This window comes from Paenibacillus sp. XY044 (genome assembly GCF_002257645.1).
GTDB lineage: Bacteria > Bacillota > Bacilli > Paenibacillales > Paenibacillaceae > Paenibacillus_AQ.
Map to the genome: position 1 here is coordinate 21,610 of NZ_NQMO01000017.1, position 16,831 is coordinate 38,440.

15 protein-coding genes are annotated in these 16,831 nt (G+C 49.9%); all 15 read right to left on the reverse strand.

Annotation, left to right across the window (positions count from 1 at the left end):
- Positions 1 to 2 precede the first annotated feature (2 nt).
- The 15 genes from rpsC to rpoB all read right to left on the reverse strand — a co-directional run bounded on the left by rpsC (position 3) and on the right by rpoB (position 16,653).
- Entirely contained in the window at positions 3 to 668 is a 666-nt protein-coding gene (rpsC, locus tag CJP46_RS34735) for a 30S ribosomal protein S3 (protein ID WP_094600173.1), read from the reverse strand.
- Between the two features lie 13 nt (positions 669 to 681).
- A complete protein-coding gene (gene rplV, locus CJP46_RS34740) occupies positions 682 to 1,014 on the reverse strand; it encodes a 50S ribosomal protein L22 (RefSeq protein ID WP_094600174.1) in 333 nt (110 codons plus the stop codon).
- Positions 1,015 to 1,049: 35 nt separating this feature from the next.
- Positions 1,050 to 1,328, reverse strand: coding sequence for a 30S ribosomal protein S19 (gene rpsS / locus CJP46_RS34745; RefSeq protein WP_094600175.1), 279 nt, complete (start codon positions 1,326 to 1,328; stop codon positions 1,050 to 1,052).
- Positions 1,329 to 1,398: 70 nt separating this feature from the next.
- Positions 1,399 to 2,229 (reverse strand): 50S ribosomal protein L2, encoded by an 831-nt coding sequence (rplB, locus tag CJP46_RS34750; protein ID WP_094600176.1) that lies wholly within the window; start codon positions 2,227 to 2,229, stop codon positions 1,399 to 1,401.
- A 12-nt stretch (positions 2,230 to 2,241) separates the two neighbouring features.
- Complete coding sequence (gene rplW, locus CJP46_RS34755) at positions 2,242 to 2,535, reverse strand: 50S ribosomal protein L23 (protein ID WP_094600177.1); 294 nt, start codon at positions 2,533 to 2,535, stop codon at positions 2,242 to 2,244.
- Entirely contained in the window at positions 2,535 to 3,158 is a 624-nt protein-coding gene (gene rplD, locus CJP46_RS34760; protein ID WP_094600178.1) for a 50S ribosomal protein L4, read from the reverse strand. Before rplD ends, rplW begins: the two co-directional genes overlap by 1 nt.
- Before the next feature lie 26 nt (positions 3,159 to 3,184).
- Positions 3,185 to 3,808, reverse strand: coding sequence for a 50S ribosomal protein L3 (rplC, locus tag CJP46_RS34765; RefSeq protein WP_094600179.1), 624 nt, complete (start codon positions 3,806 to 3,808; stop codon positions 3,185 to 3,187).
- 37 nt (positions 3,809 to 3,845) lie between these two features.
- Positions 3,846 to 4,154 carry a 30S ribosomal protein S10 gene (gene rpsJ / locus CJP46_RS34770; RefSeq protein ID WP_005544556.1) on the reverse strand — a complete coding sequence of 103 codons (309 nt, stop codon included), beginning with the start codon at positions 4,152 to 4,154 and terminating at the stop codon, positions 3,846 to 3,848.
- A 323-nt stretch (positions 4,155 to 4,477) separates the two neighbouring features.
- The gene (gene tuf / locus CJP46_RS34775; protein ID WP_094600180.1) at positions 4,478 to 5,668 is read right to left on the reverse strand and encodes an elongation factor Tu; all 1,191 of its coding nucleotides are present in this window, start codon (positions 5,666 to 5,668) and stop codon (positions 4,478 to 4,480) included.
- 119 nt (positions 5,669 to 5,787) lie between these two features.
- Complete coding sequence (gene fusA, locus CJP46_RS34780) at positions 5,788 to 7,869, reverse strand: elongation factor G (RefSeq protein ID WP_094600181.1); 2,082 nt, start codon at positions 7,867 to 7,869, stop codon at positions 5,788 to 5,790.
- Between the two features lie 48 nt (positions 7,870 to 7,917).
- Positions 7,918 to 8,388, reverse strand: a complete 471-nt coding sequence (gene rpsG, locus CJP46_RS34785) for a 30S ribosomal protein S7 (protein WP_094600182.1) — start codon at positions 8,386 to 8,388, stop codon at positions 7,918 to 7,920.
- Positions 8,389 to 8,430: 42 nt separating this feature from the next.
- The gene (rpsL, locus tag CJP46_RS34790; protein WP_076176731.1) at positions 8,431 to 8,853 is read right to left on the reverse strand and encodes a 30S ribosomal protein S12; all 423 of its coding nucleotides are present in this window, start codon (positions 8,851 to 8,853) and stop codon (positions 8,431 to 8,433) included.
- Positions 8,854 to 8,996: 143 nt separating this feature from the next.
- The gene (locus CJP46_RS34795; protein ID WP_094600183.1) at positions 8,997 to 9,248 is read right to left on the reverse strand and encodes a ribosomal L7Ae/L30e/S12e/Gadd45 family protein; all 252 of its coding nucleotides are present in this window, start codon (positions 9,246 to 9,248) and stop codon (positions 8,997 to 8,999) included.
- 161 nt (positions 9,249 to 9,409) lie between these two features.
- A complete protein-coding gene (gene rpoC, locus CJP46_RS34800; protein WP_094600184.1) occupies positions 9,410 to 13,024 on the reverse strand; it encodes a DNA-directed RNA polymerase subunit beta' in 3,615 nt (1,204 codons plus the stop codon).
- Positions 13,025 to 13,107: 83 nt separating this feature from the next.
- The gene (rpoB, locus tag CJP46_RS34805; protein WP_094600185.1) at positions 13,108 to 16,653 is read right to left on the reverse strand and encodes a DNA-directed RNA polymerase subunit beta; all 3,546 of its coding nucleotides are present in this window, start codon (positions 16,651 to 16,653) and stop codon (positions 13,108 to 13,110) included.
- Between the last annotated feature and the right edge of the window lie 178 nt (positions 16,654 to 16,831).

Sequence of the window (16,831 nt, forward strand, 5' to 3'; positions counted from 1 at the left end):
GATTAGTTGCCTCCTTCCTGAGCAGCTTGTTTCTTAGCCGTAGGAAGAACCTCTCCACGATAGATCCATACTTTTACGCCGATACGGCCATAAGTTGTATGTGCCTCAGCTGTACCGTAGTCGATGTCAGCACGAAGCGTATGAAGTGGAACAGTTCCTTCACTGTAGCCTTCCGAACGAGCGATCTCGGCGCCGCCAAGACGTCCGCCCACTTGAGTTTTGATTCCTTTAGCGCCAGAACGCATCGTTCTTTGGATCGCTTGTTTCAGTGCACGACGGAAAGAAACGCGGCGTTCCAATTGCTGAGCAATGCTTTCTGCAACCAGGACTGCGTCCAGGTCAGCATGTTTAATTTCAGAGATGTTGATATGAACTTTTTTACCGCCTGCAATTTTAGTAACTTGGCTGCGAAGTACTTCGACTTCAGAACCACCTTTACCGATAACCATGCCTGGTTTCGCAGTGTGGATAGTGACGTTCACACGATTTGCCGCTCTCTCGATCTCGATGCGAGAAACAGCAGAATCCTTCAATTTATTTTTCAGGTATTCACGGATTTTGACATCTTCCAGCAAAAGATTACCGAAATCTTTGCCAGCATACCATTTCGATTCCCAATCACGGATAATCCCGATACGGAGTCCGACTGGATTTACCTTTTGGCCCACACGTTATCCCTCCTTATTTTTCAGATACCACCAAAGTAATGTGGCTGGTGCGTTTATTGATCCGGCTCGCACGACCCATGGCGCGTGGACGGAATCTCTTCATTGTTGGGCCTTGGTTAACGAAAACCTGGCTCACAACCAAACTGTTAATATCCATCGAATAGTTATGCTCAGCATTGGCGATCGCTGAGTTCAGCAGCTTCTCCACAACCAGGGAAGCCGATTTCGGAGTGTGGCGGAGAATGGCGATTGCCTCACCAACTTGCTTACCGCGGATCAAGTCAACAACGAGCTTGACTTTACGAGGAGCAATCCGAATAGATCTGGCATGTGCTTTTGCTTCCATTTGTTTTACCTCCTCTCAAACAAAGAGCTTAGAAATTATCTTCTTGTTTTCTTGTCATCGTCCGTATGACCTTTGTAGGTACGCGTTGGAGCGAATTCACCCAATTTGTGTCCTACCATGTCTTCCGTTACGTATACCGGAACGTGCTTGCGTCCGTCGTATACACCGAACGTGTGACCGATAAACTGCGGGAAAATCGTAGAGCGGCGGGACCAAGTTTTGATAACAGCCTTCTTGCTCGATTCGTTCATCACTTCTACTTTTTTCAGCAGGTACCCGTCAATGAAAGGTCCTTTTTTCAAACTGCGACTCATCTATAAAATCCTCCCTTCATCCAATCTTCTCGTTACTTTCGGCACTTCACAAAGTTATGCACAGCGTGCATTATTTTGTGCGGCGGCGAACGATATATTTGTCAGAAGCTTTGCCTTTTTTACGCGTTTTGTAACCCAGGGTTGGTTTGCCCCATGGAGACATAGGCGATTTACGTCCGATTGGAGCGCGGCCTTCACCACCACCGTGAGGGTGATCGTTAGGGTTCATAACTACCCCGCGAACTTCAGGTCGTTGTCCGAGCCAGCGGCTGCGGCCTGCTTTACCGATTTTAATCAGCTCGTGGTCTTCGTTACCAACGGAACCGATTGTAGCACGGCAAACTTTAAGCAGTCTGCGAACTTCGCCCGAAGACAAACGTACGGATACGTATTTTTCTTCTTTACCAAGAAGCTGTGCTTCGGTGCCGGCTGCGCGAACCAATTGTCCGCCTTTGCCAGGCTGCAGTTCGATGTTGTGGATAACAGTACCTACCGGAATGTTCTCCATTGGAAGTGCGTTACCGATTTTGATGTCGGCGTTAGGACCGGATTCAATTTTGTCTCCCACTTTCAGACCTTTAGGAGCGATGATATAACGCTTCTCTCCGTCTGCATAGTGGATCAGAGCAATATTGGAAGTACGGTTCGGGTCATACTCGATCGTAGCAACGGTACCTGGTATGCCGTCTTTCGTACGTTTGAAGTCGATGATACGGTATTTACGCTTGTGTCCGCCGCCGTGGTGACGAACCGTAATTTTACCTTGGTTGTTGCGGCCAGCTGTTTTGCTGAGCGGTGCAAGCAACGATTTCTCCGGCTGATTTGTCGTGATCTCTTCAAAAGTAGACACGGACATGTTACGTCTAGCCGGGGAAGTCGGTTTATACTTTTTAATAGGCACGTGATTTCCTCCTTACTCTACAGATTCAAAAAACTCGAGCGCTTTGCTGTCTTTGCTCAGCGTTACGATGGCTTTTTTCCACTCGGTTGTATAACCGTTGTAGCGGCCATAACGTTTCGGCTTAGCAGGAACGCGCATTGTATTTACATTCGATACTTTCACTTTAAAGATCGATTCAACAGCTTGTTTGATCTCGGTCTTGTTCGCACGGATATCCACTTCAAAGGCATACTTCAAATCGCCCATGTATTCAGCCGTACGTTCAGTGATCACCGGACGTTTGATAATATCACGAGGATCTTTCATTACGCGAGCACCTCCTCTACCTTCTGAACTGCTTCTTTCGTAATGATCAGTTTGTCGTACAGAAGTACGTCAAGAACATTAATGCCGTCTGCTGCAACAAATTTCACGCCAGGAATATTCCGTGCGGAAAGAGCCACATTATCATCATAGCCAGGGGCCACGATCAAGGCCTTACGTTCTATTTTCAGATTGTTCAGGATCGCTGCGAATTCCTTCGTTTTAGGCGTATTCAGAGCGAGTTGGTCCAGAACGATCAGATTGTTAGCGATCACTTTGGAAGACAATGCAGATTTAATAGCCAGACGACGAACTTTCTTAGGAAGCTTGAACGAGTAGCTGCGTGGTGTTGGACCAAATACAGTACCGCCGCCCTTCCATTGTGGTGAACGGATCGAACCTTGACGAGCACGGCCGGTTCCTTTTTGTTTCCAAGGCTTACGTCCGCCGCCACGTACTTCAGAACGGCCCTTCACTTTATGTGTACCACGACGCAAAGATGCTCTTTGCAGCAATACAGCTTGGTTCATCACGTGTACGTTTGGTTCTACACCAAATACCGCATCGTTCAGTTCCAATTCTCCTACTTCGCTACCGCTGACATTAAACAGGGTTACTTTTGGCATTATGTGTTCCTCCTTTCCTTAGGTGATTACTTCTTCACCGTTTCGTTAATTTTAACGAAGCTGTTTTTAGGTCCAGGAATAGCACCTTTAACGAGCAGAACGTTACGTTCTACGTCGACTCTAACAACTTCAAGTTTTTGTACCGTTACCGTAGCATTACCCATGTGTCCTGGCAGACGCTTTCCTTTAGGAACGCGGTTAGCCTGGATGGAGCCCATGGAACCCGGTCTGCGATGGTAGCGCGAGCCGTGAGCCATTGGTCCGCGGCTTTGTCCCCAACGTTTGATAACGCCTTGGAAGCCTTTACCTTTGGAAGTACCGGTTACGTCAACAAATTCGCCTTCTGCGAAGACATCCGCCTTCAGTTCTTGGCCAACCTCGAATGATCCGAGGTCAACACCGCGAATTTCGCGAACGTAGCGCTTAGGTGCAGTGTTAGCTTTTTTAGCATGACCTGCTTCTGGCTTGTTTGCACGCTTCTCCTTCTTATCGGCGAAACCGATTTGAATAGCTTCGTAGCCATCGTTCTCAAGATCTTTCTTTTGCAGAACAACACAAGGACCTGCTTCGATAACCGTCACAGGAATTACATTACCTTCTGGAGTAAATACTTGAGTCATTCCGAGTTTTTTTCCTAAGATACCTTTCATGTTGACACCTCTTTTCCCGTCTTAATTCCATTTCGGATTACAATTTGATTTCGATATCTACACCGGACGGCAGGTCCAAGCGCATAAGAGCATCCACAGTTTGTGGAGTTGGGTTTACAATATCGATCAGACGCTTGTGTGTGCGCATTTCGAATTGCTCCCGAGAATCCTTATACTTGTGTACCGCACGGAGAATAGTAATGATTTGTTTCTCAGTTGGAAGTGGAATCGGTCCAGATACACCAGCACCCGAACGTTTTGCAGTTTCAACGATTTTCTCAGCGGATTGATCAAGAATTCTGTGATCGTAAGCTTTCAAACGAATACGAATTTTTTGCTTTGCCATTTTAGTCCCTCCTTCTATCGCCCAATTTGGTATCGGACATACTCCGTGAAAATTTTCTAAACACACCGCTCCATGGCAAAGGGGCCGGGTGTGTCAGTAACCTCTCACATCATCGCAACGTCTCAGAACAACATTCACTATTATATATAAAGAATGGGCATAATGCAAGCTTTTATTGAAAAGCGTCGTTGTTCTTTTCTTCCTATATATAAAGAAAGGAATCCTCCCGCCAGGAGAGGATTCCTCTGCATCTCTTTCGTTTACAACACAGCGTTACTCGTTCCAGCACATCGTTGCTATATGGAAGGCAGTTCGCCTTTTAATTATTTGCTGATAGTTGCGATGGCACCAGCAGCTACTGTACGTCCACCTTCACGGATCGTGAACTTCGTTCCTTCTTCAATCGCGATTGGAGCGATCAGTTGAACGGTTACAGTGATGTTGTCGCCAGGCATAACCATTTCAGTTCCTTCTGGAAGGTTAACCACACCAGTTACGTCCGTTGTACGGAAGTAGAACTGAGGACGGTATCCAGTGAAGAAAGGCTTATGACGGCCACCTTCTTCTTTAGTCAAAACGTATACTTGAGCAGCGAACTCAGTATGCGGTTTAACGGAAGCCGGTTTGCAAAGTACTTGACCGCGCTCGATTTGGTTACGGTCTACACCGCGAAGCAGGGCACCGATGTTGTCACCAGCTTGAGCGGAATCCAGCAATTTACGGAACATTTCAACGCCCGTAACGACGGATTTCTTAGTTTCTTCAGCGATACCAACGATTTCAACCTCGTCGCCCACTTTAACCGTTCCGCGTTCTACACGGCCTGTAGCAACAGTACCGCGTCCAGTGATGGAGAACACGTCCTCGACTGGCATAAGGAATGGTTTGTCAGTGTCGCGCTCTGGAAGAGGAATGTACTCATCGATGATGTTGAACATTTCGACGATTTTTTGTGCCCACTCGCCGTCTGGGTTTTGCAGAGCTTCACGAGCAGAACCTTGGATGATTGGAGTGTCGTCGCCTGGGAACTCATATTCGTTCAGCAGGTCACGAACTTCCATTTCAACCAGTTCAAGAAGTTCAGCGTCTTCAACCATGTCGCATTTGTTCAAGAATACGACGATGTAAGGTACGCCTACCTGACGGGAGAGCAGGATGTGTTCGCGAGTTTGCGGCATTGGGCCGTCAGCTGCGGATACAACCAAGATCGCTCCGTCCATTTGAGCAGCACCAGTGATCATGTTTTTAACATAGTCGGCGTGACCTGGGCAGTCAACGTGTGCATAGTGACGGTTAGGTGTTTCGTATTCCACGTGTGCAGTGGAGATGGTGATACCGCGTTCGCGCTCCTCTGGAGCTTTGTCGATTTGGTCGAATGCTACTGCAGCACCGCCGTAAGTTTTGGACAATACAGTTGTGATAGCAGCAGTCAGAGTTGTTTTACCATGGTCGACGTGACCAATAGTACCGATGTTAACGTGCGGTTTATTACGTTCAAACTTAGCCTTTGCCATTTGAACAATTCCTCCTTAAATGGATTGAATATAAATTTTATGTTTGAACTGACCGGTATTTATGCAAGTAGTTCTGGATGTATTCGTACCGGCCAGGGTTTAAAACTCAAAAGCAAAAATTATTCGTCAGATCCTTTGGACTTCGAAATAATTTCTTCAGAGATGTTCTTAGGAACTTCTTCGTAGTGGGAGAGTTCCATGGAGAACACGCCGCGTCCTTGGGTACCGGAACGAAGTGTCGTCGAGTATCCGAACATTTCGGAAAGAGGCACTTTCGCACGGATAATCTGAGCGCCGGAACGGCTATCCATACCTTCGATACGTCCGCGGCGGGAGTTCAGCATGCCCATTACGTCGCCCATGTATTCCTCAGGCACCGTAACTTCGACTTTCATGATTGGCTCGAGCAGGACAGGTTTACACTTGTCTTTTGCTGCTTTAAGCGCCATGGAACCGGCAATCTTAAACGCCATCTCATTGGAGTCGACATCATGGTAAGAACCGTCTACGATTGTAGCTTTGATGTCTACAAGCGGGAAGCCGGCAAGGACACCATTCTTCATGGCTTCCTCGATACCATTCAGTGCAGGCTGGACGTATTCTCTTGGTACCGAACCACCGACGATTTTGCTGTCGAACTGGCTGCCAGTACCTGCTTCGAGAGGCTCGAATTCAACCCATACGTGACCGTATTGACCACGGCCACCGGACTGACGTACGAATTTACCCTCAACGCGAGCTGGTTGACGGAAGGTTTCACGGTAAGCAACCTGTGGTTTACCCACATTGGTTTCTACCTTGAACTCACGACGCATACGGTCGATGATGATATCGAGGTGAAGTTCACCCATTCCAGCCAGGATCGTCTGGCCAGTCTCTTCATCTGTATGAGCACGCAGCGTAGGATCTTCTTCTGTCAATTTGCCCAAAGCAACGCCCATTTTGTCTTGGTCGGCTTTGGTTTTTGGCTCAACTGCGATTTCGATAACCGGATCCGGGAAGTTCATGGATTCCAGGATAACCGGAGCTTTCTCGTCGCACAGCGTGTCGCCTGTACCTGTATCTTTCAAGCCAACCGCAGCCGCGATATCACCGGAGTAAACTTCGCTGATCTCTTGACGGCTGTTCGCGTGCATCTGAAGGATACGTCCGATACGTTCGCGTTTGCCTTTGGTAGCGTTCAATACGTAAGAGCCGGATTGAAGAATACCAGAGTATACGCGGAAGAACGTCAGTTTACCGACATAAGGGTCTGTCATGATTTTGAACGCCAGAGCAGCGAACGGTTCTTCATCGGAAGAATGACGCTCAACTTCCGTACCGTCTTCAAGGTGACCTTGAATCGATGGTACGTCAACTGGAGCTGGCAGATAATCGATAACAGCGTCCAGCATCAGCTGAACCCCTTTGTTGCGGTAAGAGGAACCACAGATAACCGGGAAGATCTTAACTTCGCAAACCCCTTTACGGAGGGCAGCCTTCAGTTCTGCAACTGTGATTTCTTCACCTTCCAGATACTTCATTGTCAGGTCTTCGTCGAGTTCTGCGACTTTTTCGATCAGTTCAGCGCGAAGTTCTTCGACTTTGTCTTTGAACTCGGCCGGAATGTCTACCTCTTCAATGTTTTGACCCAGGTCGTCTTTGTACATATGAGCTCTTTGCTCTACCAGGTCGATGATGCCAACGAAGTCGTTCTCTGCACCGATCGGCAATTGAATCGCTACTGCGTTCGCTTGCAGACGATCGCGCATGTCGTTAACGACGTTCAAATAATCGGCACCAATGATATCCATTTTGTTTACATATGCGATCCGCGGAACGCCGTAGCGGTCAGCCTGTCTCCATACGGTTTCAGACTGAGGCTCAACGCCCTCTTTCGCACTGAAAACACCTACTGCCCCATCCAATACACGAAGGGAACGTTCAACTTCAACTGTGAAGTCAACGTGCCCTGGGGTGTCAATGATATTAACGCGGTGACCTTTCCACGAAGCGGTCGTCGCAGCGGAAGTAATCGTGATCCCGCGCTCCTGCTCTTGTTCCATCCAGTCCATTGTAGCCGCACCCTCGTGAACTTCACCGATTTTGTGCGTACGGCCTGTGTAGAACAAGATCCGCTCTGTGGTGGTCGTTTTACCAGCGTCAATATGCGCCATGATCCCGATGTTGCGTGTATTTTTCAAGGAGAACTCTCTTGCCATGAAAATAGTCTCCCTTCAAAATTGAAGTGTATTTTATTAAGCCGAATCCTACCAGCGGTAGTGCGCAAACGCTTTGTTCGCTTCAGCCATTTTGTGAGTGTCCTCGCGTTTCTTAACGGAAGCGCCTGTGTTGTTGGAAGCGTCGATGATCTCAGCCGCCAAACGCTCTTCCATTGTCTTCTCACCGCGGTTGCGGGAGTAGTTCACGAGCCAACGTAATCCCAAAGACGTACGTCTTTCAGGTTTTACTTCGATTGGCACCTGGTAGTTTGCACCGCCGACACGACGAGCTTTAACTTCCAGCACTGGCATGATGTTCTTGATAGCTGCTTCAAACACTTCCATAGGATCTTTACCCGTACGTTCTTGAATCAGTTTGAACGAATTGTAAAGGATGCTTTGGGCAACACCTCTTTTACCATCCAGCATGATGCGGTTGATAAGGCGTGTAACCAGTTTGCTGTTGTACACCGGATCCGGCAGTACGTCTCTCTTAGTAACTGGACCTTTGCGTGGCATGGATATCCCCCTTTCTTAAGTCTTTGACTCTTATAGAATCAATTACGATTTTTTAGCTTTCGGACGTTTTGCACCGTATTTGGAACGAGCTTGCATCCGGTTGTTCACACCTGCAGTATCAAGCGCACCGCGAACGATATGGTAACGAACACCTGGAAGGTCTTTTACCCGTCCACCGCGAACCAATACCACACTGTGCTCTTGCAGGTTGTGTCCGATCCCCGGAATGTAAGCAGTCACCTCGATGCGGTTCGTCAAGCGAACACGGGCATATTTACGAAGCGCGGAGTTCGGTTTCTTCGGCGTCATTGTACCTACACGGGTGCAGACACCACGTTTTTGAGGAGCGCTAAGTCCTGTCTCTTCACGCTTCAGAGCGTTGTATCCTTTCTGCAATGCAGGGGACTTCGACTTGTAGATCTTAGCTTGACGTCCTTTGCGAACTAGCTGGTTAATTGTTGGCATGTTAGCCACCCCCTTCCCATATTACTTATCCTCATTACAAACCTCTTTTTAAGTCCACAGACCCAGGCGGTTCATAAAAGAACAAATGAAAAGTCTTTGCCGGAAGAACTCTGTTGATTTCTCCAACAAAAACGTTCCTTACCCTATGATTTAATGATGGCAGCCATTGCTGCGCCCACTTCAATCCCACATGCTTTACCCAAATGCTGCATAGTATCCACATAGGTGATCTTCACTCCATGCTTACTGCAAAGAGCTTCGACCTTTGAAACGAGCCGATGTTCCGCATCTTCCGCCACAAACACTTCGGCGGCTTGGCCCAATTCTACGAGTTTCATCGTTTGTTTGGCACCGATCTTGACATGAGCATCCTGTAATCCTTTATCATTAGACATCTTGCGATTCCTCCAAAAGCACAGGGGTACTTAACCACTCACGCACCTTTGCTATATTAGCACTTGCATTAGGCGATGTCAAGAATGTTTCAGTAAAGTTTTCGCGGAAGCAGCCTATTTTTCATGCCGCCTCCGCGCAAAACCGCCTGATTTGCAATCTATTACTCTACTGTTGCCGTTTCAAGCTCCTTGGAGTCCTGATCTTCGGCGTTCGGATCATCGAATTTGACGCTGCGGTAACGGTTCATACCGGTACCTGCAGGGATCAATTTACCGATGATGACATTTTCTTTCAGGCCTAGCAGCTGGTCAACCTTGCCTTTGATCGCCGCATCGGTAAGTACGCGGGTCGTCTCCTGGAAGGATGCCGCGGACAAGAAGGAATCGGTCTCCAGGGAAGCCTTGGTGATACCGAGCAGAACCGGTTTAGCCACCGCCGGCTCTTTTCCGGACAGGATTGCTTCTTTGTTCGCTGCTTCGTATTCATGAATGTCGGTGAATGATCCAGGAAGAAGCGGTGTATCTCCCGCATCGACGATACGGATTTTACGCAGCATCTGCTTGATCATAACTTCGACGTGCTTATCGTTGATTTCTACGCCCTGGTTACGGTATACGCGCTGAACTTCCTGCAGAATGTAGTTCTGCACACCGCGGATCCCTTTAATGCGCAGCATTTCTTTCGGGTCGATGGAACCGTCCGTCAGCTCGTCGCCGGCTTCGATTTCCTGACCTTCGGATACACGCAGACGGGAACCGTAGGTTACGGAGTACACTTTCGTTTCCGCTTCACCTTGGACTTCGATTTCACGACGGTCTTTCGCTTCGCGGATTTCCTTCACGACGCCGTCGATTTCACTGATGGTTGCCTGACCTTTCGGATTCCGGGCTTCGAAAAGCTCCTGAATACGCGGAAGACCTTGGGTAATATCGTCCCCTGCGACACCACCGGTATGGAACGTACGCATGGTAAGCTGGGTTCCTGGTTCACCGATGGATTGCGCGGCGATGATGCCGACAGCTTCCCCGATTTCCACGAATTTGCCTGTGGCCAGGTTGCGTCCGTAGCACTTCTTACATACGCCGTGACGGGCACGGCAGCTGAGTACCGAACGGATTTGCAGTTTCTTGACGCCGGAGTTGACGATCAGGTTCGCTTTATCCGAATCGATCAGCTCGTTGCGGTTAACCAGAATTTCATTGGTTTCCGGATGACGAACGGTCTCGAAGCAGTAGCGTCCCTCAATACGGTCATACAGGTCCTCGATAACCTCTTTACCATCCTGAATCCGGCTGACGGTGAAGCCTTTATCCGTACCGCAGTCTTCTTCGCGGACGATAACGTCTTGGGCAACGTCAACCAGACGGCGTGTCAGGTAACCGGAGTCAGCTGTACGCAGCGCGGTATCCGCCAGACCTTTACGGGCACCGTGCGTCGACAAGAAGTACTCGAGGACGGTCAGACCTTCACGGAAGTTGGATTTGATCGGGAGTTCGATGATCCGGCCGGATGGGTTCGCCATCAGACCCCGCATTCCGCCGAGCTGAGTAATCTGCGATTTGTTACCCCGTGCTTTGGAATCAACCATGAGCATGATGGAGTTAAAGCGGTCCATGGATTTCATCAGGATATCCGTAATGTCATCCTTCGCTTTGGACCAAATATCGATAACGCGGTCATACCGTTCTTCGTTCGTAATCAAGCCGCGGCGGTATTGGTTCGTAACGACCGCAACCTTCTCGTCGGATTCCTTCAGGATCTCCTGCTTCTCATCCGGAACGATAACGTCGGATACCGCAACGGTTACGCCGGCACGCGTCGAATACGTGAAGCCGAGCTGCTTGATTTTGTCCAGAATAACGGACGTTTCCGTCGTGTGGTAAATCTCGAAGCAACGGGCAATGATTTGGCCCAGATACTCTTTACCAACGGCGCTGCTTATAGGCAGGTCGTACATGCGCTCACGGATGTCCGCGCCTTTTTCATAGACGAAATATTTCTCCGGGGTTCCGTTGAACAGATTGTCACGGGTCGCTTCGTTAATGTACGGGAAGCTGCTCGGGAAAATTTCGTTGAAGATGATGCGTCCGACGGTCGTCAAGAGCATTGCATCCTGCTGTTTGTCGGTAAAGCTCGTTTTGCCGAGCGCTTTAACCGGAATGGCTACCCGTGCATGCAGACCTGCCGTTCCGCGTTGGTAAGCCGATACGGCCTCGTTCACGGAGCTCAGAATCATGCCGGAACCTTTCTCATCCTTGTTGTCCATGGTCAGATAGAAAGATCCGAGAACCATATCCTGCGAAGGCGTAACGACCGGTTTACCGTCTTTAGGGTTCAAAATGTTGCCGGATGCCAGCATGAGGATACGGGCTTCAGCCTGTGCCTCTGCGGACAACGGAACGTGAACCGCCATCTGGTCGCCGTCGAAGTCGGCGTTGTAAGCCGTACATACGAGCGGATGCAGACGGATCGCATGACCTTCCACCAGGATCGGTTCGAACGCTTGGATACCGAGACGGTGAAGCGTAGGGGCACGGTTCAACAGAACCGGATGCTCTTTAATGACTTCTTCGAGAACGTCCCAAACTTCCGGACTTACACGCTCAACCTTACGTTTAGCGCTCTTAATGTTATGGGCGAGGCCCTTGTTTACAAGTTCTTTCATGACAAACGGCTTGAACAGTTCCAGAGCCATTTTCTTCGGCAGACCGCACTGATACATTTTCAGATACGGACCGACGACGATAACGGAACGGCCGGAATAGTCAACGCGTTTGCCGAGCAGGTTTTGCCGGAAACGTCCTTGCTTACCTTTCAGCATATGGCTGAGGGATTTCAATGGACGGTTGCCTGGTCCTGTTACAGGACGGCCGCGGCGGCCGTTGTCGATCAGGGCGTCAACCGCTTCCTGCAGCATCCGTTTTTCGTTCTGAACGATGATGTCCGGAGCTCCCAGATCAAGCAGACGCTTCAAACGGTTGTTCCGGTTGATGACGCGGCGGTACAGGTCGTTCAGGTCAGACGTTGCGAAACGTCCGCCGTCCAGCTGTACCATCGGGCGCAGTTCCGGAGGAATAACCGGAAGTACGTCCATGATCATCCACTCTGGCTTGTTGCCGGAGTTGCGGAAAGCCTCGATGACTTCCAGACGCTTGATCGCACGGTTGCGGCGCTGGCCTTGAGCCGTACGCAGCTCTTCCTTCAGAAATTCAAGTTCTTTTTCAACATCAAGATCCTGCAGCAGCTTCTTGATCGCTTCAGCACCCATGCCCGCTTGGAAACCATAGCCGTATTTTTCACGATAGCTGCGGTATTCCTTTTCGGACAGAAGCTGTTTCTTCTCCAGAGGCGTATCTCCAGGGTCGGTTACAACATAAGATGCAAAGTAAATGATCTCTTCCAGAGATCTTGGCGACATATCCAAAGCGAGACCCATACGGCTCGGAATGCCTTTAAAGTACCAGATATGGGATACAGGAGCTGCCAGCTCAATATGACCCATCCGTTCGCGGCGCACCTTCGCGCGGGTAACTTCCACGCCGCAGCGATCGCAGACTACGCCTTTGTAACGGACACGCTTATATTTGCCGCAATGGCATTCCCAGTCTTTTTGCGGTCCAAAAATCCGCTCGCAGAACAGGCCTTCTTTCTCCGGTTTCAGCGTACGGTAATTGATGGTTTCCGGCTTTTTCACTTCTCCGCGGGACCATGAACGAATTTTTTCCGGGGATGCAAGCCCGATTTTCATGAATTCGAAATTGTTAACGTCCAACAAGGAGCAACCCTCCTTAACCTAGTCCTAATGATTTGAACCGTGAATGAGGACGGACGGTATCACCGCCCGCCTTCACACAGCCTTTATTCCACTCCGACTTCTTCGCCTTCCAGGTTGAGGCTCAGCTTATCGCTGCCTGCCTCGTCTTCATCATCGAGCTCTTTCATCTCGATCTCCTGCTCGTCACCGCTCAGGATCTTAACATCCATACCGAGGGATTGAAGCTCTTTGATCAGAACCTTGAACGATTCAGGAACACCTGGTTCCGGAACGTTCTCGCCTTTAACGATGGACTCGTAGGTTTTCACCCGGCCGACCACATCGTCGGATTTAACGGTCAGGATCTCTTGCAGTGTATATGCGGCGCCGTAAGCTTCCAGCGCCCAAACTTCCATCTCACCGAAGCGCTGTCCGCCGAACTGAGCTTTACCACCCAGAGGCTGCTGCGTAACGAGCGAGTATGGTCCAGTTGAACGGGCATGGATTTTATCGTCAACCATGTGGGCCAACTTGATCATGTGCATGACGCCGACGGTAACTTCACGTTCGAACATTTCGCCCGTGCGGCCGTCGTACAGACGCGTTTTACCGTTGCGCTGCATGCCGGCTTCTTCCATGGTATCAAATACGTCATACTCGTTGGCACCGTCGAATACCGGCGTGGCCACGTGAATACCAAGACGCATCGCCGCAAAGCCCAGGTGGACTTCCAGAACCTGCCCGATGTTCATCCGGGAAGGTACCCCCAGCGGGTTCAGTACGACCTGTACCGGCGTACCATCCGGCAGGAACGGCATATCTTCTTCCGGCAGGATGCGGGCCACGACCCCTTTGTTACCGTGACGTCCGGCCATTTTGTCACCTTCAGAAATCTTACGTTTCTGAGCGATGTACACCCGAACCAGCTGGTTCACGCCAGGAGGCAGCTCGTCGCCATTCTCACGGGTGAACACCTTGACGTCGACGATAATCCCGTCACTACCGTGAGGTACGCGCAGGGAGGTGTCACGCACTTCGCGCGCCTTCTCACCGAAGATGGCGTGCAGCAGGCGCTCTTCCGCCGTAAGCTCCGTTACGCCTTTTGGTGTAACTTTACCAACGAGAATATCGCCAGCGCTGATTTCAGCACCGATCCGGATAATGCCGCGCTCGTCGAGGTTCTTGAGTGCTTCCTCGCCGACGTTCGGAATATCACGAGTGATTTCTTCCGGTCCGAGCTTCGTATCACGGGCTTCGGATTCATATTCTTCAATATGAATCGAAGTATACACATCTTCCTTCACCAGCTTCTCACTGAGGAGGATGGCATCCTCGTAGTTATAACCTTCCCAGGTCATAAACGCTACGACGACGTTACGTCCAAGAGCCAACTCGCCCATTTCCGTCGAAGGACCGTCCGCGAGGATGTCACCCTTCTTGATGATGTCGCCTCTCTTCACGATCGGACGTTGGTTGATGCATGTGCCTTGGTTCGAACGCATAAATTTGTGTAATTTATGTTTAACGATGTCGCCTTTAACTTCTTTGCCGTCCACAGTCTCGATGCGGCGCACCCAGATCTCGTTGGCGGAAGAACGTTCAACTACTCCGTCAAATTTGGAAACGATACATACCCCGGAATCCTTCGCAGACTTGTGTTCCATTCCTGTACCTACAAGCGGAGCTTTAGGCACGAGAAGCGGCACAGCCTGACGCTGCATGTTCGAACCCATCAGTGCGCGGTTGGAGTCATCATTCTCAAGGAACGGGATCAGCGCCGTAGCGACCGAAACGACCTGTTTCGGCGATACGTCCATGTAGTCCACGCGCTCACTCGGCATCGGCAAAATGTTGTCGGACTGCTTGTTGTAACGGACGATAACCATTTCATCCGCAAACTTGCCTTCTTCATTCAGCACTGCGTTCGCCTGTGCGACCACATAGTTGTCTTCCTCATCGGCCGTTAGGTAGTCGATCTGGTCTGTAACGACACCCGTCTTCGGATCGACCCAACGGTACGGAGCTTCGATAAAGCCGTATTCGTTGATTCGTGCGAACGTAGACAAGGAGTTGATCAAACCGATGTTCGGACCTTCCGGCGTCTCGATTGGACACATCCGGCCATAGTGACTGTGATGGACGTCACGAACTTCAAAGCCCGCGCGCTCACGCGTCAAACCGCCGGGTCCGAGCGCGGACAGACGGCGTTTATGAGTCAGTTCGGCAAGCGGATTCGTCTGATCCATAAACTGGGACAGCTGGGAGCTTCCGAAGAACTCTTTAATCGACGCGATGACCGGACGGATGTTGATCAGCGCCTGCGGCGTGATGACATTCGCATCCTGAATGGACATTCTCTCGCGTACGACGCGTTCCATACGGGACAGACCGATACGGAACTGGTTCTGCAGCAGTTCACCGACCGAACGCAGACGACGGTTACCCAGGTGGTCGATATCGTCTGTGTCGCCGATGCCATGAAGCAGGTTAATAAAGTAGCTGATCGAGGAAATAATATCAGCAGGTGTAATATGCTTAACCGATTTATCGATATTACCGTTCGCGATCACTTTGACGACCTTGCCGTCTTCGATTGGAGAGAACACATCGATGCTCTGCATCGGAATGTCGTCGGCATCGAGCACACCATTGGCAACATGATACGTCTTGTGTCCGACAGTCTTCTCCAGGTGTGGCAGGATTTCGTCAAGGAGACGGCGGTCCACCATTTGTCCGGCTTCGGCAATGATCTCACCGGTGTCGGTGTCGATCAGAGATTCAGCAAGACGCTGGTTGAACAGACGGTTCTTGATATGCAGCTTTTTATTGATTTTATAACGGCCGACATTGGCCAGATCATAACGCTTTGGATCAAAGAAGCGCGCTACCAGCAAGCTCTTCGCATTGTCGAGGGTAGGCGGCTCGCCCGGACGGAGACGTTCATAAATTTCGATGAGCGCTTTTTCCGTAGAGTCGGTATTGTCTTTGTCCAGCGTGTTGCGGATGTATTCGTCGTTGCCGAGCAGGTCCAAAATTTCGGCGTCACTGCCAAAACCAAGCGCCCGGAGCAAAACGGTAACCGGGATTTTACGGGTACGGTCGATCCGGACATACATGATGTCCTTCGCATCCGTCTCCAGTTCAAGCCAGGCACCACGGTTCGGAATCACCGTTGCAGTATAGGTTTTCTTACCGTTTTTATCGACTTTCGTGCTGAAATAGACGCTAGGAGAGCGTACCAACTGGCTGACAATGACCCGTTCTGCACCGTTGATAATAAACGTACCGGTCTCCGTCATCAGAGGGAAATCTCCCATGAATACTTCCTGTTCTTTGACTTCTCCGGTTTCTTTGTTGATGAGCCGTACTTTCACCCGAAGCGGCGCCGCATACGTCACGTCACGCTCTTTTGCGTCATCGACGGTGTATTTGGGTTCGCCCAGGCTGTAGTCGATGAACTCCAGCACCAAATTGCCCGTAAAATCCTGAATTGGCGAGATATCCTGGAACATTTCGCGCAATCCTTCCTCCAAAAACCATTCATATGATTTCTGTTGGATTTCGATCAGGTTCGGAATCTCAAGTACTTCATTAATTCGTGCATAACTTCGCCGAGTGCGTCGACCATACTGAACAAGATGTCCTGCCAACTTTAACTCACCCCTCATGTCTACTCACTTTAAAAATTGATTGCGAACCTCTGTTTGGAACCTTATAATGGATTCATGCAGAGGATTCATCCACAAATAAAGAAAAGCCCTTACCCGAATGCTTTCGAACAAAGAGCAACTTATCCATGGTTACCTTCTAAACATAGAAGTGACTTCA

Excerpts from the sequence above, each read along its gene's own strand:
- rplV (WP_094600174.1), bottom strand. The coding sequence starts at position 1,014 with ATGGAAGCAAAAGCACATGCCAGATCTATTCGGATTGCTCCTCGTAAA.
- rpsS (WP_094600175.1), bottom strand. The coding sequence starts at position 1,328 with ATGAGTCGCAGTTTGAAAAAAGGACCTTTCATTGACGGGTACCTGCTG.
- rplW (WP_094600177.1), bottom strand. The coding sequence starts at position 2,535 with ATGAAAGATCCTCGTGATATTATCAAACGTCCGGTGATCACTGAACGT.
- rplD (WP_094600178.1), bottom strand. The coding sequence starts at position 3,158 with ATGCCAAAAGTAACCCTGTTTAATGTCAGCGGTAGCGAAGTAGGAGAA.
- rplC (WP_094600179.1), bottom strand. The coding sequence starts at position 3,808 with ATGAAAGGTATCTTAGGAAAAAAACTCGGAATGACTCAAGTATTTACT.
- rpsJ (WP_005544556.1), bottom strand. The coding sequence starts at position 4,154 with ATGGCAAAGCAAAAAATTCGTATTCGTTTGAAAGCTTACGATCACAGA.
- tuf (WP_094600180.1), bottom strand. The coding sequence starts at position 5,668 with ATGGCAAAGGCTAAGTTTGAACGTAATAAACCGCACGTTAACATCGGT.
- fusA (WP_094600181.1), bottom strand. The coding sequence starts at position 7,869 with ATGGCAAGAGAGTTCTCCTTGAAAAATACACGCAACATCGGGATCATG.
- rpsG (WP_094600182.1), bottom strand. The coding sequence starts at position 8,388 with ATGCCACGCAAAGGTCCAGTTACTAAGAGAGACGTACTGCCGGATCCG.
- rpsL (WP_076176731.1), bottom strand. The coding sequence starts at position 8,853 with ATGCCAACAATTAACCAGCTAGTTCGCAAAGGACGTCAAGCTAAGATC.
- CJP46_RS34795 (WP_094600183.1), bottom strand. The coding sequence starts at position 9,248 with ATGTCTAATGATAAAGGATTACAGGATGCTCATGTCAAGATCGGTGCC.